The following is a 23,051-nucleotide window of genomic DNA, read 5'->3' as shown; positions in this document are numbered from 1 at the left end:
AAGAGACATGGCAGGTTGAGTTGGTATCGGGCAACGGCTATCTGGTGCCACCCGCAAGCGGGTTCTCCGCAAATACAAGGCACATCCCGGCATGGTTCCAGATTTCCTCGTCACCCATTCCGGTGGCTTCCATGCCGATGAACTGCTGTCCAGCGTCATCCTGACCGGGCTTTTCCCGAAGGCTCGTCTGATCCGCAGCAGGGCGCCGGAATGGATCACATCCGGCCTGGACCGTATCGTTTACGACGTTGGCGGCCGCTACGACGCTGCTGCGCAGATATTCGATCACCACCAGCGTGGCGCGCCGTTGCGCCAGGATGGCCAACCCTTCAGTTCATTTGGATTGATCTGGACGCATTATGGCCGTGACTATCTCGCCGCCTCGAGCCTTCCCGAGGCCCATATTGAAGCGGTCCACGCCTCGCTTGATGCAAGTTTTGTGCTTCCGGTCGATCTGGTGGACAATGGTGCGCTCAGCCCTTCGGGGCCGCTGGCGGGGCTCACGCTGCCGGCACTGCTGGAAACCTTGAAGCCGGCTTTTGACGAGACCGACCCTGCAGCCGAAGATCGCGCGTTCCAGGCCGCGCTGACGATCGCCCGCAGTTTTGTCGAGGCAGGTATCTCCCGCATCGCCGCAAAATTGCGTGCTGAAGCTGTTGTGCATCGAGCCATCGAGACGACAGGGCAGGGGCGTGTTCTCGAGCTTCCCATGGGAATGCCCTTCCGGCCAGCCATCGTGAAGGCGGGTGCCGATCATCTGCTGTTCGTGGTCCACCCGCGCGACGGGGATTGGTGCCTGACCACAATCCGCCGAGCGGACGAAGGGTTTGAGGTGAGGGCCGATCTTCCCGCGGCCTGGGCCGGGCTGAGCAATGGCGATCTGGAGGCGGCATGCGGCGTGAAGGGCGCAAGCTTTTGCCACAACGGCCGCTTCGTCGCCGCCGCTAAGACCCGCGATGCTGCTCTCGCCATGGCTGAATTGGCGGTGAAGGAGGCTATTCCCACCGAGGCCAGGTCAGTTGGCTGCAACTGACACCGATAGAAGGGTCTATGAGCTAACGGAGCTCGGCAGGGCCGCAGTGCTGCCGTCACTGGACTGATTGGCTGCTTACAAGCCAGAGAGACCTACAGTGCCATTTCCGTGTACCCGCTTTTGGCGGCGTGCAGGGCCCATCGCGATGACCCACTTGGGCGCAAAGCAGTCTTAAGCCAAATGGAAATCGGAACCCCTCGAATGTTCACGCTTCGTGCTCCGAAAGTCGCATAAAGGGCAGTCAGGAATTGTCTGCTGTCCAGCAGACGCTGAAATGCGTCGCGAGCGGTCCGATGCGTTCACTGGTCCCTTCCAGAAGTTACTCCTTCACGGCTCCAGTCATCGAGGAGACATAATGCTCGACAAAGAAGGAATAAAGGATCACCACCGGCAGTGAGCCGATCAGCGCTCCGGCCATGAGCGCGCCCCATTCATAGACGTCGGAGCGAACCAATTCAGTCAGGACGCCGACCGGTACGGTCTTGTTCTCCGACGACTGGATGAAGGTCAGCGCGTAGATGAATTCGTTCCAGGACAGGGTGAAGGCGAAGATACCGGCCGAGATCAGCCCGGGCACCGACAGGGGCAGCACGATCTTCGTCAAGATTTGCCAGCGGCTGGCGCCGTCGATCAGCGCGCACTCCTCCAATTCGAACGGGATGGAGCGGAAGTAGCCCATCAGGAGCCAGGTGCAGAACGGCACCAGGAACGTGGGATAGGTGAGGATCAACGCGAAAGGCGTGTCGTAGAGGCCGAGGTTGAATACCATGACCGCCAGCGGAATGAACAGGATCGAGGGCGGCACGAGATAGGCGAGGAAAACCGCCAGCCCGACCTGGCGCGAGCCGGTAAAGCGCAGGCGCTCGATCGCATAGGCGGCAAACACCGAGGCAAACAGGGACAATGCGGTGGCCGCAACCGAGATGATGACGGTGTTGAGCAGCCAGCCTGGATACGAAGTTTCGAACAGCAGGTAGCGGATGTGCTGCAATGTCGGGTGGACGACCCAGAACGGATTGAACTGATCGTAATTGGTCATCTCGTTGTTGGGTTTCACCGAGGTGATCGCCATCCAGTAGAACGGGAACAGGAGCACGACGACGAACACGAACAACGGCACATAGACCGTCACCACCCGCCGCGGCAGGCTTTGCAGATAGCCCATGCCGCCTTCGTCGAGCTTCTGGCGTCTCATTGCCTTTGCCATGGCTGTCAGTCCCTCCCGCCCTGCTGCCATTTGCGCCTCTGCAGGCCGAAATAGCTAAACAGGATCGCCACGAGGAGGAAGGGGATCATGGCGACGGCGATCGCCGCGCCCTCGCCGAGCTGGCCGCCCGAAATCCCGCGCTGGAAGGACAGAGTCGCCATCAAATGGGTAGCGTTTACCGGGCCGCCGCGCGTCAACACATAGATTAACTGGAAGTCGGTGAAGGTGAACAGCACCGAAAACGTCATGGTGATGGCGATGATCGGCGTCAGCAACGGCAGGGTGACGCGGCGGAACAATTGCCAGCGATTGGCGCCGTCGAGGGTGGCGGCCTCGTAGAGCGACTGGGGGATCGTTTGCAGGCCGGCCAGCAGCGTGATCGCCACGAAGGGAATGCCGCGCCAGATGTTGGCGGCGATGACCGAGGCGCGGGCATTCGTGGGATCGCCGAGAAAATTGATGTTGTGATCGATCAGGCCCATATCGCGCAAGGCCCAGGACAGGATGGAGAACTGCGTGTCGTATATCCACCAGAAGGCGATCGCCGACAGTACCGTCGGCACCACCCAGGGCAGCAGGACCACGGCCCGGAAGAAGGATTTGAAAGGCAGGTTCTCGTTGAGCAGAAGCGCCAGCCAAAGCCCGAGAGCGAACTTCAGGATAGAGGCGCTCACCGTATAGAGCACCGTGTTGAAGACCGACAGCCAAAAGACGCTATCGTCCCAAAGGTACTCGTAATTTTCGATGCCGATGAATATCCCGGGACGCCCGATGCGCGCGTCGGTAAAGCCGAGCCAGACACCCAGTCCCAGGGGGTAGGTCAGGAAAACCAGCAACAGCACGGCCGTCGGCAGCATGAAGCCCAGGCCCAGCACATTGCGGTTCTCTGCCATACGCGACAGGAAGGAGGGGCGCGCCGGCGCGCCGGCTGACGTCACGGCCATGGATGGCTCCCGATGAAGTCTCTGTTACGACGCAACGCCGACAGGCCCTGCGAAACCAGGCAACGAACCGGGCGGCATTTCTGCCGCCCGCTGACGAGTTGGGTCAGACCCGATAATATCGGTTCGCCCTCTTTTCGGCTTCTTCCATCGCCTCCTGCGGCGTCGATTGGCCGGTCACCGCTGTGGCGAACATGTCGACCAGCACGTAATCGGCCATGGTGGCGGCGGACGCGTAGCCCAGCGGCCCGGCATAGCCATTGTTGCGCAGCGTTGCCGAAGCCTTGGAGTAGGGCTCGTAGTTCGGATCGGCTGTCCAGATCGGGTTTTTGTCGTAGGCCTTGAGCGTCTGGCAGCAATAGCCAGACGAAGCCTTGATCCATTCCGACATCTGCGGTTCCTCGAACATGAACTGCAGATACGCCTTGGCCGCGTTCGGATAGGGCGTATAGTTGAAGATCACCGCCGACGTGACCTGGTAGAGTTCCACCGATTCCCCGACCGGCCCGATCGGCAGGCTGGCGGTGCGGATGTCCTTGGCCATTTCGGCCAGCTTCGGATCGTTGTCCTTGTTGATCCTGGCGGTCTCGTAGGCCGAGATGCCATTGGCGATGACGGAAAGCTCGCCGGCCAGGAAGGCACGGTTGTTGTTGACGTCGAGCCAGCTTTCCGTGCCGGGGATGAAAGTCTTGTAGAGTTCCTGCGCGTATTCGATGGCCTTCAGGGTTTCGGGGCTGTTGATCGCCACCTTGCCGCTTTCGTCGACCATCTTGCCGCCATGGCTCCACAGCAGCCAATGGGCGTAGTTGTTGCCGTCGCCGACGCCGTGACCGTGGGTGAAGCCGGCTGGATGGCCCTTGGCCTTGACGGCCTTGCACAGTTCCAGGAAGCCTGCCGTGTCCTTCGGGAATTCCGAAAAACCGGCTTCTTTGACCCAGCTTTCACGATAGACGATGGCGTTGCCGATGGTCGCAAGCGGCAAGCCGATAAACTTGCCGTCCTTCGTCGCGTAGCTCTTGGGGCCTTCATGCCAGCCGCCATATTTGCCGCCGAGGTAATCGGCCAAATCGGTCACGTCGAGCAGCTTGTCCGGATATTGGAACGGGTCGTCGAACCAGACGAACATGAGGTCGGGCCCAGAACCGACATTGGCGGCCACCGCCGCCTTGGGGCGGATGTCCTCCCAGCTTTCCTTGTCGACGCGAACCTCGACGCCGGTTGCCTCGGTGAATTTCTTGGAGAGCGCCAGCCATGCGTCCTCATCCCCCTGAACGAAGGGAGACCAGCGCAGCAGCCGAAGCTTGGCGCCTTCCTCCGGCGTGAATTTCGGTGCGTCCTGGGCAAAGGCGGGAGAACCGACAAGCCGGCTTCCCATTACGCCCGCCGCAGCGCCTGCAGTCGTGCGGATGACATCGCGTCTGGTGAATTTCACAGCTACTTCCTCCTGTTTGCTATCGTATTCTCCGTATTTGCGCTTACGCGCCACCCATCTCGACACGGCTTCCCGTCTCTCCATGGAAAAGATGAACCAGGCCCGGCTCGGCGGACAGATGCACCGTTTCGCCAGGTGTAAAGGCATGACGTTCGCGGAAATTCGCGACGATCTCTTCGCCGCCCCGCGTGCGGCCGACCAGTTGCACCTCCGATCCGGTCGGCTCGACGACCGTGATCGTGACAGGGAACCCGTCGCTCGAAAGCCGCAGATGCTCCGGCCTTATGCCAAGCGTCACCCTGTCACCGGCGCGGATCGCCGGTGCCTGCGAAAGCGACATCGAAACACCCCCGGCGCCATGGAAGGCCAGCGCGCCAGTCTTGCCGATTTCGCCTGTCAGGAAATTCATCGAGGGAGAGCCGATGAAGGAGGCAACGAAGAGATTGGCCGGCCGGTCGTACAGTTCCAGTGGCCGCCCGACCTGCTCGACAATGCCGTCATGCATGACCACGATCTTGTCGGCCATGGTCATGGCCTCAATCTGGTCATGCGTAACATAGACGGTGGTGGTTTTCAGGCGCTGGTGCAATTCCTTTATTTCAGCGCGCATCTGCACGGTTTTGTTGCAACCGTTGACTGGAAACGTAAAGAGGCCTGCCCCGAGGCCAATTATGCGGCAAGAATTGCGAACTGTTCGGCCAGGGACGGACTCGGATTGAAGGCGTATCTCGCCTGTCGCTTGCGCATCATGTGGACCATTTCGATGCCGGACAGGATGATCGCGGCTGATCTTAGTGATTTGAAGCCAAGCATTGGCCGGACGCGACGCTTGATGCGCCGATGATCCTGTTCGATACGGTTGTTCAGGTACTTACTCTTGCGGATTTCGATCGGCTTCAGCCGGCGCCGAGAGCGATCCTGCAAGCGATTTGTGGCGTCACAGGAAACGATAGCCTCGTGGTTGGTTTGGCTGCCGTCGATGACAACGCGTTCAGGTCGGCCATGACGTGCCAACGCCTTTCTAAAGAACCGCTTGGCCGCCGGTAGGTCACGCTGCTCGCTGAACCAGAATTCGACTGTGTCGCCGACACTGTCGATGGCGCGGTATAGGTACATCCACTGGCCGCGGACCTTGATGTAAGTCTCGTCGATATGCCATCTGCCGGTCACGTTCCGCTTCCGTCGGTTGAAACGCTCCAGCAGTTCCGGTGCGTAGCGGACGGTCCAACGGTGAATGGTCGTGTGATCGACGGAAATGCCCCGCTCGGCCATCATCTCTTCCAGATCACGCAGGCTCAGACTGTAGGCCAGGTACCAGCGCACGCAAAGCAGGATCACCGATTGGTCGAACTGGCGGCCCTTGAACATTTGATCCTCCAAAATGTCAGAGGCTCTCCTTGCCACAGTGCCCGTAATCAAAACGTTGCAACACAACCCCCGCGCATGGCCGACCAATTCGTCGGCATGATACGCGACAACCTTCATTTGCAGGTCGTCCTGGGGCTGCGCCCGCCACCCTCGGCCGAAGAGGCACGGGAAGCGGTCGAGTCTGCAGTGGCAATCTTCCTGAACGGCGTTCGATCCGGTCGGGACAAATAGAATGTCTGCCACGACCTTCGACGTCGGGTACCTTCCCCTGACGCATGGTCGGGGTGACCAGATCCGTGATGGCGGTTCGTCGGGGCCAGATCCACATGAGGTGCCACCACGAGGCATCCGGCCGCGCAATACCCACGATCCCGACGGGCATATTAGGATGTGAACCCCCCTGTCGCCTTGCTGTTCGTTTCGTCTGCGAAACCGGTCTTGCGGTTTAGCCTCAGCAGCACGACGAAGCTTCCTTCTCGATCGCCGCATTTAAGCCGACGAACTCGTGGCGCACAGGGCAATCCATGTGATCCTCGACAATTACGCCGCGCACAAAAAGGACAAGGTCCGCGCATGGCTCGACCGTCAACCGCGCTGGACCTTCCACTTCACACCAACATCCTCTTCCTGGCTCAATGCCGTCGAGGGCTTCTTCGCCAAACTCACCCGACGCAGGCTCCAGCATGGTGTCTTCCATTCCGTCGTCGATCTTCAGGCCGCCATCAACCGCTTCATCCGTGAATACAATGCCGACAGCCCCGCACCATTCGTCTGGAAAGCCCATCCCGATGACATCATCGCCGCACGAAACAGAGGGTTCCTAACGTTGGAATCAATCCAGGGAGACAGAGGCGGAAAAGTTTGAGGATATCTCATGCCGAACTTCAAAGATCGTCGGTTTCAGTGTCGGACCGCGGGGGCCGCCGACCGGCACACGTAACTTCGGAATGTTGATTTCGAGGGCCGGACGAAGATGTTCGTCTCGCTATTCCAGATACGGCGTCAGCACATCTTCGATCCATTTCATGAATGCGCGGACTCGGCGCGACAGATTGTTCCGGTGTGCTACGACGAGGGACACAGGGATCGCCCGGCGACGAAAATCGGGTATGATCTCCACAAGCGCTCCACTCTCCAAGTATCGGCCAATCCCCAAGACTGGCGCCTGAATCAGGCCAAGACCGGCGAGGGCAGCGGCTTCGTAGGTCTGCGCACTGTTGACGTGTAGCGCACCTGGCAACTGAAGCGTCGCGTAGCTGTCGCCGTTGGGATATTCCCATCCATGGGGTCTTGCGCCCAGCATTGTCGAAAAATGAATTGTCCGATGTTCCTGTCGTTGGAGATCTTCTAGCGATCTAGGGACGCCATGGCGCGCCAGATAGGCGGGACTGGCAGCGTTGACCATGCGCAACTTGCCCAGTGGACGGGCAATCAGCGTCTCGTCCCCGATGGGACCAAGTCGCAATACACAGTCGAACCCTTCTTGGACCAGATCGACTTGCCGATCCGTACTCGACACCTCCAGTTCCAATTCAGGGTGAGCCGCCATGAATTCCGGCAAGGCTGGTACGATCGTTGTGCGCGCCACCTCGGTTGGAAGATCGACCCGTAAACGCCCACGAAGGGCCACGTGATCGCCTGCGAACATCGAGTGGAGGTCGTCGACTTCAGCAAGCAGATCGCGGGCACGCGCATGAAACGCGCGTCCGTCCTCCGTCAACTGCACGCTGCGCGTCGTCCGGTGCAGGAGCCTGACACCGACATCTTCTTCCAGCTTCCGGACCGCCGTTGAGGCCCTTCCCTTCTGAATGCCCAGGCTATCGGCTGCGTGGGTGAAGCTCCCCATTTCCGCTACCGTTATGAAAATGAGGATGGGTTCGAGATTCTGCATTTTCGTGCCTCGGCATTGTTCGCCACAGAGAGAACAGTGGGTTCATTTCCTCGGTATTTATCATGCCTGATAGACACAGTAAGTAGTAAGCCTCGAAGATAGGTGACCCCATCGGAGAATGACAAATGTCCGAAACCATGAACCTGCACCAGGTGCCTGAAGCCATGACCTTGCACCGCGCCCTGTGGACCGGCCGGATAATGAGCGCGTTTGTCGTTATCGCTCTGGTGGCAGACGGCACTATTCAGCTTTTCGCGCCGGCACAGATCGCGAACATGTTGCAGGAAACCGGGTTCGCGATGGACCTGACCCGTATCGTGGGCCCGATCATACTCGCCTGCGCCATCCTTTACGCCATTCCGGCCACCGCCGTCCTCGGCGCGATCCTGGTGACTGGCTTTCTGGGAGGCGCAATTAGCGCCCATGTCCGCATCGATGAGTTGGGATCGCCGCCGGAACTTATTTCCCTGCTTTTGGGCGCGATGACATGGGGCGGCCTCTATCTGCGCGATCCCCGTATCCGGGCCTTTTTGCCGCTCATCCGCTAAACCAACAGGGGCATTGCTTGTCCCTAAAATAGGAGAAAACGCATGTTTTTAGTTATGGGAATTACCGGACAAGTCGGTGGTGCAACGGCACAACATCTGTTGGCACAAGGCAAGGAAGTGCGCGCGCTTGTCCGCAATCGCGAGAAGGCGTCAAGCTGGGCGAACCAGGGCGTTGAATTGGTAGACGGCGACTGGAACGATGCGAGCGCCATCGAGCGGGCGCTCGAGGGCGTCGACGGCGCGTTCGTCATGTTGCCGGCTGTCTGGGCGCCCTCGCCCGATTACAAAGAAGTAAAGGGCGTGATTGCCAACTATGTCGAGGCGCTCACCAAGGCAACGCCGCCGCGAGTGGTTGCGCTTTCGTCGATGGGTGCCAACAGAACCAGCGGGCTCGGGATGATCACGGCGCTGTCGCTTCTGGAACAAGGTTTTCGCGACATGACATCGCCAATCGCCTTTGTGCGCGCAGGCGGCTTCTTGGAAAACTTCCTTTACGGCTTTCATGTCGCCCAAGGCGGAATGCTGCCAGTCTACAATAATCCGACAGACCGGAAAACGACCATGGTCGCGACCAACGACATCGGCGCAGAGGTCGCAATCCTTTTGACTGGGCCAGCCTGGCCAGGGCATCGCGTCATCGAGCTTGGTTCGATGGTCAGCGCGGATCAAGTCGCCGAGCAATTGGGTGAAGTCCTGAAGGTCGACGTGAAAGCCTTTGCAGTCCCGCGTGCAGGGTGGTCGGAAGCGTTCGAGCAGTTCGGCATCCCGAAGGGCCACACTGGAGCTGCCGAAGAAATGTTCGAGGCCGTGAACGCGGGATGGATGGACCTCGGAGCCGAGGATACGGAGCATGTAGCGGGTACGACGTCCGCACGCGATGTATTCGAGGCTGCACAGAACGCCGTGACGGCGTGACCTGGGATGGAACCTACCACGCGTTTCGCTTCTTCAAGTACTCCGAACGGTAACTGGCCGAAGCGCAGTACCGCTTCAATCGGCGCTTCGAACTCAAAGCGATGCTGCCTCGACTGCTGGTCGCGGCGGCGCGCTGCAAGCCATCCCCAGGCAGACATATCGGCGATCGTGTAGGTCTCGCCGACGATGAAATTTCGCCCTTCAAGATGATCGTTCAGCACCTGGTAGTGGCGCTCTGCTTCGCGTCGATAACGATTGACCGCATAATAGAAGCCCTCAGGCGCCGCATACTGGAAATGCACGGCCTGACCGGAGAACGGGCCGAGGCCGGAGGCGATGAAAAGAAGCCACGAAAGCAGTTCCGGCCGATCGTCGGGTTTGCCCAGGAACTGGCCGATCTTGTCGGCAAGGTAGATCAGAATTGCGGTGGAATCGGAGACGCGGGCTTCCTTCCCACCCGGCCCCTCGGTGTCGACGATTGCCGGAACCTTGCCATTCGGGTTGATCGCGCGGAAGGAAGACGCGTGCTGCTCGCCCTGCTGGTATCGACCGGGATCGCCCGTAGGCTACCCGCGAGGCTCGGCGAGCCATGGATGGCCGCGCCGGCCGCGACAAGACAGATCAGGCCGGCAAGGATCGGCGCATACGCGGAGAATTCACTGCCATCTGCCAGTGTGAGAATGCCGCTCTCTCTATAAGCGAGCGCGCCTTCGCCGAAGGGAGCGAGTCTGCGTTGCCATGCAGCTGAGCGCCGCCGGGCTGGATATCACGACGGAGCATCCATGCCCCGCGGAGGTTCTGCAGGATTTGCGCATCCGCCTTCGCGAGAGGACCACAGTCACGAGGGCACAAGCGCGCCTCTGTGGCGGACCGAAGCAAGCAGCAGCACGACGGACGCCGCCAGCAGAACTGCGTCCTTCAGTAGAAACTGCCCTGGTGCAGCCGAAATCGCAGGAAAGCCGCCGGCAGTCGGCTCCGCGACACCGGGGGTGGTGATGAAAAAGGTCAGCGTGATCAGATACGTCGCCGCTGACATCAGTGCGCCGAGCGCAGAGAAGAGTGGACGAAATGCACCAAGGATCAGAACGAGAGCTGTCGATAGCTCGATAACGCCGATGAAATAGCTCTGCCCCTGCGTCCCGAATATGCCCAGCCAACTCATGATCGGGCTGTGTTCGATAAACGGGGCGATACCATAGGCCTCGTACGCTGTGAACTTCATCGCGCCGAACCACAGAAATACGATCACGAGAGCCCATCTAAGCAGGGCGAGATCCTTCCGGTCGTGCTCGGGGACAAGAAATTCGTAACGGTCGAAAATGGTCATCTAAAACTCCTCAACAATGGGTCTCGTGGCAACGTCATGAACGATGTCTGTCGACCGGGCAGCTTATTATTATATGCGCTGCGCATATAATAATAAGCGAGTGATGTCGAATGGCTGTTGGCTCGCGCTTCGCTACCTCACGATGCCATCGGCATCGGCGATGCCTTTACCGAGCAAACGCGCGACCTCGCGGAATTTCGACTTGATGGGGCAGGCGCTCAAGTCGTCCGAAGCGTCCAAAGCCGTTGATAGCGACCTTAACTGTCATTCGCGTCTCCTTTTGCTTCGCAGCTAGCCGCGCATCTGCGGTTTGCTCAGCGACCGCGCACTTGAACCTTAAGCTCCGCCCGTCGGGCAATGAGATTGAAGGCATGGAACACCACCACTATGTATGCGCCGCGCATAGACTTATCCGTAAGCCTCACGAACGTCAACACGAAAAGCGAGAGCAGACGAGCTGGATGACGGCGCTGACGCGCGGTGATTCTCGGGCGCGACCTACGGCGATTCCCCCCCCGAGAGGCTTGCCCTATAGCCGCCAGGCATCAACGGTTCCGCGGCCTGGACGAGCCGGACCCGTTTTTTTCGGCGCGCTCGATCAGTCGAAATCCTCCGAAACCCTTTTAAAACAGAGCTTTGTCGATAACCCGCGCGGATGAAGAGGACCATGGTATGACTTGCTGTCTATGCTCCGCGCACATATAGATGTGGCAATGGATGGGCCTCGAGATCGAAATATTTTCGGTGCGTTCGCACTCATGATCAGCGACGACATCGTTCGCGCTAGTTCATCGCGGGCGCCGGAAGCTGGACCCGCCGCCTCAGCGCTGGCGTTGCTCGCGCACAAGCCCGGGCTCTCGATCCGTATGCTTGCGGTCGGGGTGGGCCTTTCACATGCAGGGACCGTTCGCCTGGTGGATCGATTGGCGACCGAGGGAATGATCGAGCGTAGGGAGCACTCGACAGACGGACGCGCGCGATCCCTCTATCTTACTCCAGCCGGCACGGTCGCGAGCGACGAGGTCCTGTCCTCGCGCGATCAAGTGATTGCCGAAGGGCTATCGATCCTTAATCCAGACGAACTGAAAATCTTATCGGACATCGCTGAACGCGTTCTGCGCAATCGCTTGGAAAACCTCGAGCAGTCATACCGCATCTGCCGCCTGTGCTGCTACGAGGGTTGCACGAACTGCCCCATTGATGCCGAATTGTATGAGCGAGGTGTAGACCGCGAGAAGAGGGACGACGCGTAGAAAGGTCGCAATCGCGGCCTGTAGCGACACGTCGCGCTTTCGATTCCATTCGCCAGGTATTAAGACAGCATCTCCGACTTGCTCATTGACCTGATCTATCCAAGCGCCAGGTCGGGCGCGCGAAGTGGCAGCTATACGGCACACGATCACTGGTCGAAACCGTCATCTCCCGCATCAAGAGGATCAACGACGGCAAACTCACATCCCGCACATTCGGCGCCCAGCAGAACGAGATCGCCATTCACATCAAAATCGCCAACCGCAACATGCTGGTCGCAAGGCCAGTGTCCGAGCGCGTCCGCTGATCAGCCTACAAAGTCAAAGATCTAGGCGGTAGCCTCGCTGCACCAATGCTGTGGAGAACGGTCCCTTCGCACTTCCAGCAAAGATGAATGTAGGTTGGTGACCTTACGTTGTTGGACCCGGTTTCTCCGAGTGGCTTGGCCCGGGCCTATCCCCGGGACAACCTGTAAGCATCAAGGCCTATCGATAAGCGGTAATAGGTCCTGAGCCTACCTACCTAATTCGATCTCGGCGCATCTGTTGCCTAATTCAGGCAGGTCACTGATTAACTGAGCCTGTCGCCACCAGGCGCTCTGTTTACATATTGTCGCAGGCCTTGGTAGCTTCAGCTTTTTTCATGGCATCGGCTTCCGTGGCGGCTTTGTCCATACAGTCTTTCTTCTTGTCGGCCTTCATGGCATCGGCCGGTTTCATCGCGTCATCAGGTTTCATAGAATCGGCGGGCTTCATGGCATCGTCAGTTTTCATGGAATCTGCAGGCTTCATTGCGTCCTCGGCGCGGGCAGCGCCGCCGGCAAAAAGGGCCGTCGAAGCAAGCGCGAAGGCAAGGGCTGGAAGCGTCAGACGGGTAAGATTGGTCATGGTTGTCTCCTCTGGTTGAATGGCCCGCTGAGAGGCGGGCCGGTACATGCGGTGCCGCTTGAGCGGCCTTGCGCAATTTCTAATTGGTGGTGGCAGCCAGGATCGGTCCACCCTTTGGCGTTTGAACGAGGACAGCTGTGCGAAGGCTGCCCCTGGCAGTCGGCAGTGGCAGTACGACAGCTTTGCCCGTCCATGTGCCGAGCTTTGTCAGTGACTGCACGACATTGGCGTGCGGCAGGGTGCGTCCGGTATTTTCGCCTCGGGCGATCGGCACCTCAACGATCCCCGGCTGGAAGCGCACTAGCCATACATCGGCCTTTCCGCCAGGAGCCTCTCCCTTGCCAATCCTGATCTTGTTTGCGGCGAGAGATAACAGGGGCTTGTTGCCTGTGTGACTGCGGGAAATGAGTGCTTCGATGTCGGCAAGCCGGTTGCCTACCGTATCGACGGTTCCGTCCACGACGATCTGGGGCGTAAATGGTCCCGAGCGTCCCAAAGACGGCTCGTAAGAAATTTGACGGGTTGTAAACTCAGGTTTTGCGAAGCTGTCCTTCCAGCCGAGGTAGTCCCAGTAGGTCACACCAAAGCTCAGTGCCAATACGCCCGGACGGCCGGCGAGTTTTACCAGATTGGCGTTGGCGGGAGGGCAGGAGGAACAGCCCTGGCTGGTGAAAAGTTCGACGACAGTCAGAGGCTTCATTTTCGCGGACGCAGCGTCGCCGGCGGATATGGCGATCAGCGCGGCGGCATAGAGCACTTGTGCTCTCTTCGGGATCGGTAGTGACATCGACGGTCTCCTTGTTTCTGCCAGACCTTGCTTGGTATCGCTATGAACATCGCTCATGAAAATCATTCGCCGTGCACGGCGCAGATGTTACCGATCTGAGGGGTCACGGTTTCGTGACCCGCCTTTTATTTGGACAACTTTTAACGCGGCGCGTAACAAAGTCTGCCGTCGACCGAATACCGGGGAGTATCGATTGAGAGGTGCCGACGAAGCCGAACTTGCCCGTTTGCTGAGGGCGGCCATGAAAGGCGATGAAGCCGCCTATGCCTTATTCCTTGCCGAAGTTGCGGCGCGGGTTCGAGGTTTCGCCAGGCGAAGGACCTTCCAAGGCGGTGTAGATCCCGAGGATGTGGTGCAGGAGACGTTACTTGCAATCCATCTGAAGCGTCATACGTGGCGCCAAGACGCGGCCGTCTTGCCGTGGGTTCTTGCCATCGCACGCTTCAAGATGATCGATGCATTTCGCCGGCGCGGCCGCAGGGTGGAGGTCGATATAGCGGAATTTTCCGAGATACTGGCCGAACCGGAAAAGGAGACCGTCGGTCCGCGCGACATCGAGCGGGCCGTGGGAGGTTTAGCTCCGTCGCAGCGCGCCGTCGTTACTTCGCTGTCGATCAAGGGCCTCTCCATCGGCGAGACGGCCAGCGCGCTCGACATGACGGAAGCCGCGGTGCGGGTGGCATTTCATCGCGGCTTACGTGCGATCGCAAAGCGGTTTGGAAAGAGCTAATATGGAAACGCAGGAACTGATCAAGATGCTCGGAAAGGACGCGCGGGTAGCGGAACCATCGCTGGCCTTGATGCTCCTAGGGGCTGTCGTCCTGTCGGGTATTATCGCAGCTTCCATATTCTTCGGCTTTATCGGCCCACGTCCGGACATTCACACTGCGGCAACGACCTTCCGGTTCCTACTCAAGTTTGTTGTCAACGGCACACTCGTCATTACCGCATTTGCCAGCGTGGTCGCACTGGCACGACCAGGCTGCCGGATGCGGTCCGGCCTTGCCCCCTTGCTGTTACTCGCCCCCGCCATTATTGCCACCGCCGTATTGGTCGAATTCACCATGGTCCCATCCGTTGAATGGTGGTCACGCTGGATCGGGACAAACAGCATCCCATGCATGACCCTGATACCCCTCATGGCCATCGGCCCGCTTGCGGTGATCCTGGCTGCGCTGCGATATGGTGCCCCGACGCGCCCGCGCCTTGCCGGCGCCGTAGCCGGCCTGCTTGCCGGTGGTATTGCGGCAACACTCTACGCGGCACACTGTCCAGACGATTCGCCCTTCTTCGTAGCAACATGGTACACGCTGGCTATCGCAATGCTCGCATTGCTTGGCGCATGGGTAGGAGGTCGGGTACTGCGCTGGTGAGTTCCGATCTTGCGTTCGTACAACGCGCGAGGCTGGTCCCTCCCGATGGACGGTGGCGTGCCGGTGAATTCGATTCCGCTAGGCAGGGTACGAAGACACGGTTGGTGATGATTTTTCTCCCATGCCTGACAGGATGGCCGACCGGATTCACACTGGCGTTTTCTTCGCTCAAAGCGCCGAATGATCTTTAACCGCCTGCTCGAGCGCGGGCTTCAAGCCGACAAAGCGCTCATCGATCGCAGCGGGGTTTTCGCGATTGAGGGCAATCATCTGGGCGCGGGCCTCGCCGCCGCGGATCACCTCCAGAACATTACCCTCGATACCCTCGACGATCGCGTCGGCGACCGCCGAAGCCGGCTCGCGCGAGAAGCCGAGGTCCGGCCCGGCGCGGTTCGACTTCATCATCGGCGTGTCGGTGCCGCCCGGATAAGCGGTCAACACATGAATACCTTCGCCCTTCAGTTCGCGGCGCATCGCCTCCCCGAAGCGGGCAAGCCCCGCCTTGACGGCAGCGTAGGTCGCATAGAAAGGCGCGCCGACCAAGGCAATGCCGGATGAGATATCCACGATCATCGCGTCGCCACTCGCCCGAAGCGCCGGCAGGGCAGAGCGCGTCAGCAGGATCGGCGCCACGAGATCGACATCGATCATGGCCTGAAGGTCGGCCTCGGAGGTGTTCTCCAGACGCCCGGCCCGGACCCCGCCGGCATTGTTGACGAGAACGTCCAATCCGCCCAGCGCCTCGACGGCCTTGTCGAGCGTGGCCGCGCGTCCGTCCGACGTCGCCACGTCGGCGACGATGCCATGGATCGCAGAACCGCCCTCCCTGAGCTTCCGGACGGCAGCCGTGACGCCATCGGCGCGCCTGCCGCTGATTGCAACTTTCGCACCTTTGGCGAGGAGCGCCTGTGCGAGAGCATAGCCGATACCGCTTGATCCGCCCGTGATCAGGATACGCTTGCCTTCGATGTTCATGATTTTGCCTCGGCAATCTTGTCCTGCGTCCTTGTCTCGAAATCGCTTGCGTCATGACGCTCGTGCAACTGGCTGGACGGTTCGCCTGAGGTGCGGTTTACCTTGCGGGCACGATCGACGGCAGACCGTGCAAAGATCTGGTCGGCCCAACGTATGACGTTCTTGTAGTCCTGCACGGAGAGAAACTCGCCTGCGCCATACTGCCAGCCCTTCACCAGCCCGCCATACCAAGGCCAGATCGCCATGTCGGCGATGGTGTATTCGCCGCCCGCGACGAACTCATTGACGGCAAGCTGGCGGTCGAGAACGTCGAGCTGGCGCTTAACTTCCATAGCATAGCGATTGATGGGATATTCGAGCTTCACGGGTGCATAGGCGTAGAAATGGCCGAAGCCGCCGCCGAGGAAAGGCGCCGAGCCCATCTGCCAGAACAGCCAGGACAGCGCTCCGGCCCGCATTGGTTGTTCCTTGGGCAAGAATGCGCCACCGAATTTTTCGGCCAGATACATCAGGATTGCGCCGGATTCGAATACCCGGATCGGGGTGTCACCGCTGCGGTCCATCAGCGCCGGGATCTTCGAGTTTGGATTGACCTCGACGAAGCCCGAACCAAACTGGTCTCCCTCGCCGATCTTGATCAACCAGGCGTCATATTCGGCTCCCTTATGGCCGATGGCCAGAAGCTCTTCCAGCATGATCGTCACCTTCTGGCCGTTCGGTGTACCCAGCGAATAAAGCTGCAGCGGATGCTTACCGACGGTCAGCTCCTTTTCGTGGGTCGGACCTGCTATCGGCCGGTTGATGCTGGCGAACTGGCCGCCACTGGGCTTTTCCCAGGTCCAGACTTCGGCCGGCGTGTATTTGGCATTGTCGGTCATCGTGCAGTCTCCGGAGAATTGGCTTACGCAGCAGGAGAATAATTGGACGGGAAGAGGGCGCGCCGGGTCTCCTCGTCGTTGACCTTTTTGAAGGCGTGGTCTTTGCCGACTTCGCGTGCGCGAGCGGCGGCAGGACGCGCATCAACTGCCTCGAACAGGCGTTTCAGGTTTGGGAATGAGTCAAAAGGATTTTCCGTTCCCTTTAGGACGCGCGAGGCACGATCGAGCCATCCCCAGGCAGACATATCGGCGATCGTGTAGGTCTCGCCGACGATGAAATTTCTCCCTTCAAGATGATCGTTCAGCACCTGATAGTGGCGCTCTGCTTCGCGGCGATAGCGATTGACCGCATAATCGAGGCCCTCAGGCGCCGCATACTGGAAATGCACGGCCTGACCGGAGAACGGGCCGAGGCCAGAGGCGATGAAAAGAAGCCACGAGAGCAGTTCCGGCCGGTCCTCGGGTTTGCCCAGGAACTGGCCGGTCTTGTCGGCAAGGTAGATCAGAATTGCGGTGGAATCGAAGACGCGAGCTTCCTTCCCACCCGGCCCCTCGGTGTCGACGATTGCCGGAACCTTGCCGTTCGGGTTGATCGTGAGGAAGGAAGGCGCGTGCTGTTCTCCCTTGCTGGTATCGACCGGGATCACCTCGTAGGGCAGGCCCGCATCCTCAAGAAAGAGGGCGATCTTGGCCGGGTTCGGCGTCGGGTGAAAATAGAAGCGGATCATGGGGGTTCCTTCAGGGTTGCGGGCGGGGGGAGGCGGTGCGGCTGGATGCCAGCAGCACACCGATGACGATAACGGCGATTGCGGCGCATTCGGCCGGGGACGGTATTTCGCCGAGAATGGGGATGGCGAGGATCGATGCGGCGGCGGGCACGAGCGCGATGATGGCGGTGGCGGCGGAAGCACCGAGAAGGGAAATGGCGCGATTGAAGGTGACGATCGCGACGCCGCTCATCAATACGCCCTGATATGCCACCTGAAGCGCGATCTCGTTCACGGAGGCGTGATCGAGACGGCTTAGGCCGAACAGCAGGTAGACCGGCAGGAACAGGGCGGCCGACCAGATGCAGATCAGGCTTGCGGCCTGTATCGGTGTCAGCCCGCTACGGCGAAACAGCAGCGTATAGAGCGCCCACATGGCGCCGGCCGCCGTCAATGCGCCGATACCCGCGAGGCTCGGCGAGCCATGGATGGCCGCGCCGGCCGCGACAAGGCAGATCAGGCCGGCAAGGATCGTTGCATAACCGAGCCAACGCACCCGTCCTTGCCGCTCCTTCAGGAAAGCCCAGGCGAACACGCCGGCAAAGATAGGCATCATCGTCGGCGCGATAGAGGCCGCTTCAGCGGCTGAGGTCAGTTTAAGCCCGAGTGCCACGAGCAGGACGAATGGCATTCCCCATAGCAGCGAGAACAACAGACCCTCGCCCCAGTCCGACAGGGACAGTCGTGAGCCCCGGCGTAAGAGGGCAGGCGCCAGCAGGAGGGCTCCGATGCCGAAGCGTAGCGCGGTGACGTCCCAAATCCGCAACTCTCGGGTGACGCTGAAGCGTGTCACCACGAACCAGCCGGAAAAGATCGCGACCGACACGGCAGCCCAACCTAAGCCGATGACTCGTGAGCGATCCAACCATTGCGCGAGGCGGGTATCGCGGATGTCGGTGCCGCTGCTGTGGCCGGATCGCTGGCCATGGCCTAATAGGCCTTTGGGTACCGCGGGTCGCATGAGGTTACAGGCCAGTCCGACGGAGCCATTCTCCTATTTGCAAAAAAGCGAAAATGCTGCGGGTGCGATCCCATCGTGGCATCCTTTGGAGATGAGGCCAACGCGTTACGTCCGCCGCTTGAGTTTTAGTTCGACTGTTCTAAAATGCATCCGCAAGCCAGTTATGGCAAGATGCCGGGCGCGGATATTTTTGGGATGGCGGTGAGATGGCGAGACCACGGGAATTCGATGAAGAAGCCGTGCTCAATGCTGTGGTGGAGTGCTTTTGGCGCCGAGGTTATGAGGCGACATCCGTCCGCGGCCTTATCGACAGGACCGGAATCACCGGCGCCAGCCTCTACAATGCCTTTGGCGACAAGCGTGCGCTCTTCGAGAAAGCCTTGAACCATTATGTCGAAGACAGTGTCGCCGAGCGTATTCGGCGCTGCGAAAAGCTGACGCCGCGCGAAGCCATCGGCGCTTTTTTCGCGGAAGTCCTCAAACGCTCGCTGGCCGATCCCGAACACAAGGGATGCATGCTCGTCAACGCCGCGCTCGATGCCTCGCCGCATGACAAAGATTTTCGGGAAACCGTGGCTGCGATGCTCAGGCGTATCGAGGTATTCTTCCTCGCTAGCGTCCAAGCCGGTCAGGCCGACGGTACGGTCACCTCATCGATACCGGCCGAAGACTTCGCCAGACATCTTCTCGGCGTCCTGATGGGTGTGCGCGTGTTGGCGCGGGTCAGGCCTGAGCGCGAACTGCTGGAAGGCGTCGTGGCGCCGGCCCTGGCCCTTCTCGATGACACGGCAGGCCCTAACGTGCCGAGAACCAGTGTTAAGCGCAGTGGCTAACGCTGTCCGCTGAACCCAATATCGAGTTTCAATGCGGCCGCCGCCGCGCCCGCCGGCCATTGAATACATATCCGCAACGGTTCTTCCCCGAAGCTGGCGGCGTTCTCCACCACTCGTGGGTGTGGAGATGATAGAGTCTGAGCGCTCGCGTTTCGGCGTGTGCTCCCAGCGCAAAACAGATCCCGGAGGCCATGCTCGGCGTTCCGAAAATTGAACCATTGTCCTCTGCTTTATTGGCTGCCACCGCATAGTGGAGACCATTCAAATCGGACTTCAGATCGTCGTGCCGACTAGCACCACTTTGAGCACGCTTCACACATGCTCGTGAGCTTCTCCTCTTATAGAATTCCGAATGCTTCCATCGGGCAATCGTCGCAGAGCAGTTCGTTGCAGAACCGACAGATGGTGAGCGCCGATGTGGCATCCTGGGGGAGTTTGCCGACCATGTTCCGGGCGATACGTTCCAATGCGGCTTGCTCGTCTAGCGAAAGTCCATCGAGCATCGAGGCCAGCGTCGTGCGGCGCCGTTCCAACAGGGCAACTCGCTGATCCCGGCCCGCAGCGGTAAGGTTCAGTGCCAAGGCACGGCGATCATGGGACGCCGGATTTGGCTCCTCTACTGGTTACCGTACGACCGATATACATCGGCGAGCGACTCCGCGCTGGATAGGAAAAGATAGAGACTCTTGACGATAGGGTTCTTCGTCAGGTCGATCGGAATACGCCGCGTCATGCGCAGCGGAAGCATGGCCTGATCATATATTGGTCAGTCGGCCTTTGAGGAACGGTGCGGCGCTGCCACAGGAGCAGGCAATCACCGATACGATGCTCACGCCGACCACCGTGTGAATATCGACGCCGAACAGCAGGATCAGGATAGGCACGATGAAGATGCCGCTCGTCATGCCGAGCACGCCGCCAAGCGCACTTGCCCCGAATGCGGCAACGAAAAGCCAAAGGATGGTCGCTGGCTCCATGACATGCCCTGCTCGGCTGGCGACCGCGGCCGGGTCGCCAGGGGTTATGGCTTGCACGGGACAAGTCCGAGCAGCGTGGTAGCGTGAAAATCAGTCCTTGAACAAGTGGGTTGCATGGGTGATGGCGCCGCCAGCGCGGATCGCGGCCGCGACTACGGCAGTCTCGGCCATCTGGGCGTCTGTCGCTCCGGCGTCTCGGGCGGCCTTGGTGTGCAGTTCGAGGCAATAGGGGCACTGTGTCGTCAAAGCGACGGCGACGGCAATCAACTGTTTTTCTTGGACCGTCAGAGCACCTTCGGCAAAGGCGGCTTTATCAAACGCCCAGAACGCCTGCATTGCGTCGCTCGCACCTGCGTCCAGCTTCTTGAGCTTGCTCAGATTTTTCATATCAAACATGGAAAACTCCTATTCACTTGTATGCGTCACGCATATCTTTTTAGAAGAGTGGCACGGATGAGGCAATGACGAATGGCTCAATCTTCAGAAAGGTTGATCAACTTATTTGGAGCACTGGCCCTTGGGGTTACCGATCGGATCCGCCAAGCGGCCCTGGAGGATTATCCGCTCGGCGATAAGAAACGATGCGCGGCACCGGCGTCGCGCCGGCGCTGGTCAATTACATGATAGAAGATGTGCGCAAGAGTGGCCTCAAGATCATCCCGATTTGCCCCTATGTCCGGGCGCAGTATCGCAAGCACCCGGACTGGGCCGATGTCATGACCGTCGCACCGGGAGAAGACCGAAGTTCTAAAGCATGCCTCCCGAAAGTGGGAACCGGTTTCGGGATAAAGACATGCGTGAAATCAAAGGGTTGTGATGGGGTGGACGCCCCCCGACGGCATCGATGTGCCAGAATGGAGACGTTGATCACCTTTTGAAGGAGGCGACCATGAAAGAGATTGGCATTATCGGTCTGGATTTGGCGAAGAATGTGTTTCAGGTCCATGGCTCTGACGGGGCTGGCAGCGTGCTTTTGCGCAAGAAATTACGGCGCGATCAGTTTTTTATTCTTTGCCAAACAGCCAAACTGTACGGTTGCGAGCATGCTCCAGCAGCCATTATTGGGGACGGGAAATCGGCAATCTCGGTCATACGGTTCGGCTGATCCCGCCTGCCGCATAATTGGCCTCGAGGCAGGCCTCTTTACGTTTCCAGTCAACGGTTGCAACAAAGCCTTCCAGAACCAACACACGTCGCCAGATCATCGGGCTCAGACCGAGCAGACGGATCCTGAGCTGGAGAACGGATACTGCGTACGGCAACGATGAGGATGTGATGGGTGGCATATCCGGCTTTGACATCTTCAGCAGAATAAGCCTACCCAGCTTTCGGTTCGCCAGTTACCAACAGCTCACAGATTTTTGGCGCTCTCCTGATAACGCGTCAAGCTTCCGGCTGGCGCCAGATTGTTCGGTCAGGCCGCTCCCGCGATGATCGCGCGTAGGACCTCGCCGAAGCGACGGACCTCGTCCAGGGTGTTGTAGTGCACCAGCGAGGCGCGGATGGCGCCGCTGTCCATGGACAGGTTCAAGCGCTTCATCAGGCGTGGCGCATACATGTGGCCGTCGCGGATGCCGATCTGGCGGTCCGACATCTGCTCCACGACCATCTGCGGCGACAAATTGGGGATATTGAAGCAGAAGGTCGGCACGCGCTCGTTAATGCGGGCTTCGTCGGAAACACCGTAGATGATGGCGCCGCAATCCTTAAGCTCCTTCAGCATGGCGCGGGCCAGGTCGAGTTCATAGGCGCGGATCGCCGCCATGCCGCAGACGATGTTTTCGCGGCGCGAGCGGTTGTTGGCGGGCGCCAGATTGCGGCCGACCAGTTCCAGATACTGCACCGCCGCATCCATACCGGCGACGTTCTCGTAGATGAAGGTGCCCGCCTCGACCTTGTGCGGCGGCTCGTTGGGGATGAAATCTTCCTTGAAGGTGGGCAGGCGCTTCAGCGTCTCGAACCGGCCCCACAGGAAGCCCATATGCGGCGAGAAATTCTTGTAGCCGGAGCAGACGAGATAGTCGCAATCCCAGGCCTGCACGTCGATCAGGTTGTGCGGGCCGTAATGCACGCAGTCGAGGAACACCTCGGCGCCCGCCGCATGGGCGATCTTCGCCACCGTGGCTACATCGACTATGGAGCCGATCGAATGCGCCGTCACCGTGCAGGCGACGAGGCGCGTGTTCTCCGACACCAGTTCTTTCAGATCGTCGGTGTGCAGATTGCCGTCGTCGCGCATGCGCCACCATTTGAAGGTGGCACCGAGCGGTTCCAGCGCCAGCCAGGTCGCGATGTTGGCGTCGTGGTCCATGTCGGTGATGATGATCTCGTTGCGTTCCGAGAGCATCTGGCCGACGCCGAGGCTGACCAGACGGATGAAGGAAGTGGCGTTCATGCCGAAGCAGATCTCGGCCGGGTCGTAGGCGTTGATCAATAGCGCCACGCTTTCCCGCGCGTCGGCTACGGTCTTGTCAACAGTGACGCTGCGGCCATAACGGCCACCGCGCTGCACATTGTGGCTGACCAGATGATTGGTGACGGCGTCGAGCACGCTTTGCGGGATCTGCGCGCCGGCGGCGTTATCCAGGAAGATGAAGTCGCCAGCCTGCTGTAGTGCCGGGAACATCGCGCGGATGGTTTCGACCGGGAATTTCTCAGTGGCGGCGCCTTCCGCCTTCGGGGTCAGATGCTGGTTCACGG

At 59.8% G+C, this 23,051-nt stretch carries 24 protein-coding genes, 6 pseudogenes and 1 other annotated feature; of the genes and pseudogenes, 12 read left to right on the top strand and 18 right to left on the bottom strand.

Annotated elements, in window-relative coordinates; translation table 11 throughout:
• The first annotated feature begins 91 nt into the window (after window positions 1-91).
• Complete coding sequence (locus ACX3P0_RS18550; protein ID WP_459090745.1) at window positions 92-1,033, top strand: MYG1 family protein; 942 nt, start codon at window positions 92-94, stop codon at window positions 1,031-1,033.
• Between the two features lie 319 nt (window positions 1,034-1,352).
• On the opposite strand, the gene ACX3P0_RS18545 is transcribed toward ACX3P0_RS18550, so the two are convergent.
• The 5 genes and pseudogenes from ACX3P0_RS18545 to ACX3P0_RS18525 all read right to left on the bottom strand — a co-directional run bounded on the left by ACX3P0_RS18545 (window position 1,353) and on the right by ACX3P0_RS18525 (window position 5,981).
• Window positions 1,353-2,240, bottom strand: coding sequence for a carbohydrate ABC transporter permease (locus ACX3P0_RS18545; protein ID WP_459090743.1), 888 nt, complete (start codon window positions 2,238-2,240; stop codon window positions 1,353-1,355).
• A 5-nt stretch (window positions 2,241-2,245) separates the two neighbouring features.
• On the bottom strand, window positions 2,246-3,184 hold the full coding sequence (locus tag ACX3P0_RS18540; RefSeq protein ID WP_459090741.1) for a carbohydrate ABC transporter permease: 939 nt from the start codon (window positions 3,182-3,184) through the stop codon (window positions 2,246-2,248).
• 103 nt (window positions 3,185-3,287) lie between these two features.
• On the bottom strand, window positions 3,288-4,613 hold the full coding sequence (locus ACX3P0_RS18535; protein ID WP_459090739.1) for an ABC transporter substrate-binding protein: 1,326 nt from the start codon (window positions 4,611-4,613) through the stop codon (window positions 3,288-3,290).
• Between the two features lie 43 nt (window positions 4,614-4,656).
• Window positions 4,657-5,229 (bottom strand): annotated as a pseudogene (locus ACX3P0_RS18530) (ABC transporter ATP-binding protein); the annotation flags it as partial.
• Between the two features lie 53 nt (window positions 5,230-5,282).
• Complete coding sequence (locus ACX3P0_RS18525; protein WP_459090941.1) at window positions 5,283-5,981, bottom strand: IS6 family transposase; 699 nt, start codon at window positions 5,979-5,981, stop codon at window positions 5,283-5,285.
• 75 nt (window positions 5,982-6,056) lie between these two features.
• Here ACX3P0_RS18525 and ACX3P0_RS18520 point away from each other — a divergent pair, with 75 nt between their 5' ends.
• Window positions 6,057-6,212 (top strand): TetR/AcrR family transcriptional regulator C-terminal domain-containing protein, encoded by a 156-nt coding sequence (locus ACX3P0_RS18520; protein ID WP_459090737.1) that lies wholly within the window; start codon window positions 6,057-6,059, stop codon window positions 6,210-6,212.
• Between the two features lie 286 nt (window positions 6,213-6,498).
• Window positions 6,499-6,846 (top strand): annotated as a pseudogene (locus ACX3P0_RS18515) (transposase); the annotation flags it as partial.
• A 120-nt stretch (window positions 6,847-6,966) separates the two neighbouring features.
• Here the strand turns inward: ACX3P0_RS18515 and ACX3P0_RS18510 are convergent.
• Entirely contained in the window at window positions 6,967-7,872 is a 906-nt protein-coding gene (locus ACX3P0_RS18510; protein WP_459090735.1) for a LysR family transcriptional regulator, read from the bottom strand.
• Between the two features lie 125 nt (window positions 7,873-7,997).
• Here ACX3P0_RS18510 and ACX3P0_RS18505 point away from each other — a divergent pair, with 125 nt between their 5' ends.
• The 3 genes and pseudogenes from ACX3P0_RS18505 to ACX3P0_RS18495 form a co-directional block, all read left to right on the top strand.
• Window positions 7,998-8,420, top strand: a complete 423-nt coding sequence (locus ACX3P0_RS18505; RefSeq protein ID WP_459090733.1) for a DoxX family protein — start codon at window positions 7,998-8,000, stop codon at window positions 8,418-8,420.
• A 42-nt stretch (window positions 8,421-8,462) separates the two neighbouring features.
• The gene (locus ACX3P0_RS18500) at window positions 8,463-9,335 is read left to right on the top strand and encodes an NmrA family NAD(P)-binding protein (protein ID WP_459090731.1); all 873 of its coding nucleotides are present in this window, start codon (window positions 8,463-8,465) and stop codon (window positions 9,333-9,335) included.
• Window positions 9,336-9,343: 8 nt separating this feature from the next.
• Window positions 9,344-9,490, top strand: a pseudogene (locus ACX3P0_RS18495) (IS1595 family transposase); the annotation flags it as partial.
• Between the two features lie 39 nt (window positions 9,491-9,529).
• On the opposite strand, the pseudogene ACX3P0_RS18490 reads toward ACX3P0_RS18495, so the two are convergent.
• Both ACX3P0_RS18490 and ACX3P0_RS18485 read right to left on the bottom strand, forming a co-directional pair.
• Window positions 9,530-9,814: pseudogene (locus tag ACX3P0_RS18490) on the bottom strand (glutathione S-transferase family protein); the annotation flags it as partial.
• Between the two features lie 359 nt (window positions 9,815-10,173).
• Window positions 10,174-10,662: a YkgB family protein gene (locus ACX3P0_RS18485; RefSeq protein ID WP_459090729.1), complete on the bottom strand. Its 489-nt coding sequence runs from the start codon at window positions 10,660-10,662 to the stop codon at window positions 10,174-10,176.
• Window positions 10,663-11,420: 758 nt separating this feature from the next.
• On the opposite strand from ACX3P0_RS18485, the gene ACX3P0_RS18480 reads away from it, so the two are divergent.
• The gene (locus ACX3P0_RS18480; protein WP_459090727.1) at window positions 11,421-11,915 is read left to right on the top strand and encodes a MarR family winged helix-turn-helix transcriptional regulator; all 495 of its coding nucleotides are present in this window, start codon (window positions 11,421-11,423) and stop codon (window positions 11,913-11,915) included.
• 415 nt (window positions 11,916-12,330) lie between these two features.
• Window positions 12,331-12,383, top strand: a sequence feature (sul1 is cis-regulatory element that is thought to sense ions involved in sulfur or methionine metabolism; They are found in Alphaproteobacteria).
• Window positions 12,384-12,515: 132 nt separating this feature from the next.
• Here the strand turns inward: ACX3P0_RS18480 and ACX3P0_RS18475 are convergent.
• Entirely contained in the window at window positions 12,516-12,800 is a 285-nt protein-coding gene (locus ACX3P0_RS18475) for a pentapeptide MXKDX repeat protein (RefSeq protein ID WP_459081196.1), read from the bottom strand.
• A 79-nt stretch (window positions 12,801-12,879) separates the two neighbouring features.
• The gene (locus tag ACX3P0_RS18470) at window positions 12,880-13,587 is read right to left on the bottom strand and encodes a DUF1223 domain-containing protein (protein ID WP_459081230.1); all 708 of its coding nucleotides are present in this window, start codon (window positions 13,585-13,587) and stop codon (window positions 12,880-12,882) included.
• 193 nt (window positions 13,588-13,780) lie between these two features.
• Here ACX3P0_RS18470 and ACX3P0_RS18465 point away from each other — a divergent pair, with 193 nt between their 5' ends.
• Window positions 13,781-14,317, top strand: coding sequence for a sigma-70 family RNA polymerase sigma factor (locus tag ACX3P0_RS18465; RefSeq protein WP_459090939.1), 537 nt, complete (start codon window positions 13,781-13,783; stop codon window positions 14,315-14,317).
• A gap of 1 nt (window position 14,318) precedes the next feature.
• Window positions 14,319-14,960 carry an NrsF family protein gene (locus ACX3P0_RS18460; protein WP_459090725.1) on the top strand — a complete coding sequence of 214 codons (642 nt, stop codon included), beginning with the start codon at window positions 14,319-14,321 and terminating at the stop codon, window positions 14,958-14,960.
• Between the two features lie 168 nt (window positions 14,961-15,128).
• On the opposite strand, the gene ACX3P0_RS18455 is transcribed toward ACX3P0_RS18460, so the two are convergent.
• From ACX3P0_RS18455 to ACX3P0_RS18440, 4 genes are read right to left on the bottom strand one after another with little or no spacing between them, the layout of a single operon-like run.
• Entirely contained in the window at window positions 15,129-15,935 is an 807-nt protein-coding gene (locus ACX3P0_RS18455) for an SDR family NAD(P)-dependent oxidoreductase (RefSeq protein ID WP_459081194.1), read from the bottom strand.
• Window positions 15,932-16,813, bottom strand: a complete 882-nt coding sequence (gene yghU / locus ACX3P0_RS18450) for a glutathione-dependent disulfide-bond oxidoreductase (protein WP_459090723.1) — start codon at window positions 16,811-16,813, stop codon at window positions 15,932-15,934. The genes ACX3P0_RS18455 and yghU overlap by 4 nt, the downstream gene beginning before the upstream one ends.
• A gap of 23 nt (window positions 16,814-16,836) precedes the next feature.
• The gene (locus tag ACX3P0_RS18445) at window positions 16,837-17,541 is read right to left on the bottom strand and encodes a glutathione S-transferase family protein (protein WP_459090721.1); all 705 of its coding nucleotides are present in this window, start codon (window positions 17,539-17,541) and stop codon (window positions 16,837-16,839) included.
• Window positions 17,542-17,551: 10 nt separating this feature from the next.
• Window positions 17,552-18,541, bottom strand: a complete 990-nt coding sequence (locus ACX3P0_RS18440) for a DMT family transporter (protein WP_459090719.1) — start codon at window positions 18,539-18,541, stop codon at window positions 17,552-17,554.
• 239 nt (window positions 18,542-18,780) lie between these two features.
• Here ACX3P0_RS18440 and ACX3P0_RS18435 point away from each other — a divergent pair, with 239 nt between their 5' ends.
• A complete protein-coding gene (locus ACX3P0_RS18435) occupies window positions 18,781-19,374 on the top strand; it encodes a TetR/AcrR family transcriptional regulator (RefSeq protein WP_459090717.1) in 594 nt (197 codons plus the stop codon).
• 338 nt (window positions 19,375-19,712) lie between these two features.
• Here ACX3P0_RS18435 and ACX3P0_RS18430 read toward each other — a convergent pair whose 3' ends face one another.
• From ACX3P0_RS18430 to ACX3P0_RS18420, 3 genes and pseudogenes are all read right to left on the bottom strand, one after another.
• Window positions 19,713-19,955, bottom strand: coding sequence for a hypothetical protein (locus ACX3P0_RS18430; RefSeq protein WP_459090715.1), 243 nt, complete (start codon window positions 19,953-19,955; stop codon window positions 19,713-19,715).
• A gap of 177 nt (window positions 19,956-20,132) precedes the next feature.
• A pseudogene (locus ACX3P0_RS18425) lies at window positions 20,133-20,351 on the bottom strand (TSUP family transporter); the annotation flags it as partial.
• 90 nt (window positions 20,352-20,441) lie between these two features.
• Window positions 20,442-20,747, bottom strand: a complete 306-nt coding sequence (locus ACX3P0_RS18420) for a carboxymuconolactone decarboxylase family protein (RefSeq protein ID WP_459081188.1) — start codon at window positions 20,745-20,747, stop codon at window positions 20,442-20,444.
• Between the two features lie 185 nt (window positions 20,748-20,932).
• Between ACX3P0_RS18420 and ACX3P0_RS18415 the strand changes: the two genes are divergently transcribed.
• Window positions 20,933-21,229 carry a GNAT family N-acetyltransferase gene (locus tag ACX3P0_RS18415; RefSeq protein WP_459090713.1) on the top strand — a complete coding sequence of 99 codons (297 nt, stop codon included), beginning with the start codon at window positions 20,933-20,935 and terminating at the stop codon, window positions 21,227-21,229.
• 11 nt (window positions 21,230-21,240) lie between these two features.
• Window positions 21,241-21,467, top strand: a pseudogene (locus ACX3P0_RS18410) (IS110 family transposase); the annotation flags it as partial.
• Window positions 21,468-21,765: 298 nt separating this feature from the next.
• Here the strand turns inward: ACX3P0_RS18410 and ACX3P0_RS18405 are convergent.
• Complete coding sequence (locus tag ACX3P0_RS18405) at window positions 21,766-23,049, bottom strand: cysteine desulfurase-like protein (protein ID WP_459090711.1); 1,284 nt, start codon at window positions 23,047-23,049, stop codon at window positions 21,766-21,768.
• Between the last annotated feature and the right edge of the window lie 2 nt (window positions 23,050-23,051).

The sequence above is a fragment of the Mesorhizobium sp. A556 genome (assembly GCF_054489545.1).
Note: the sequence above shows the minus strand (reverse complement) of the source record. Positions and strands in the feature narration are given on the sequence as shown.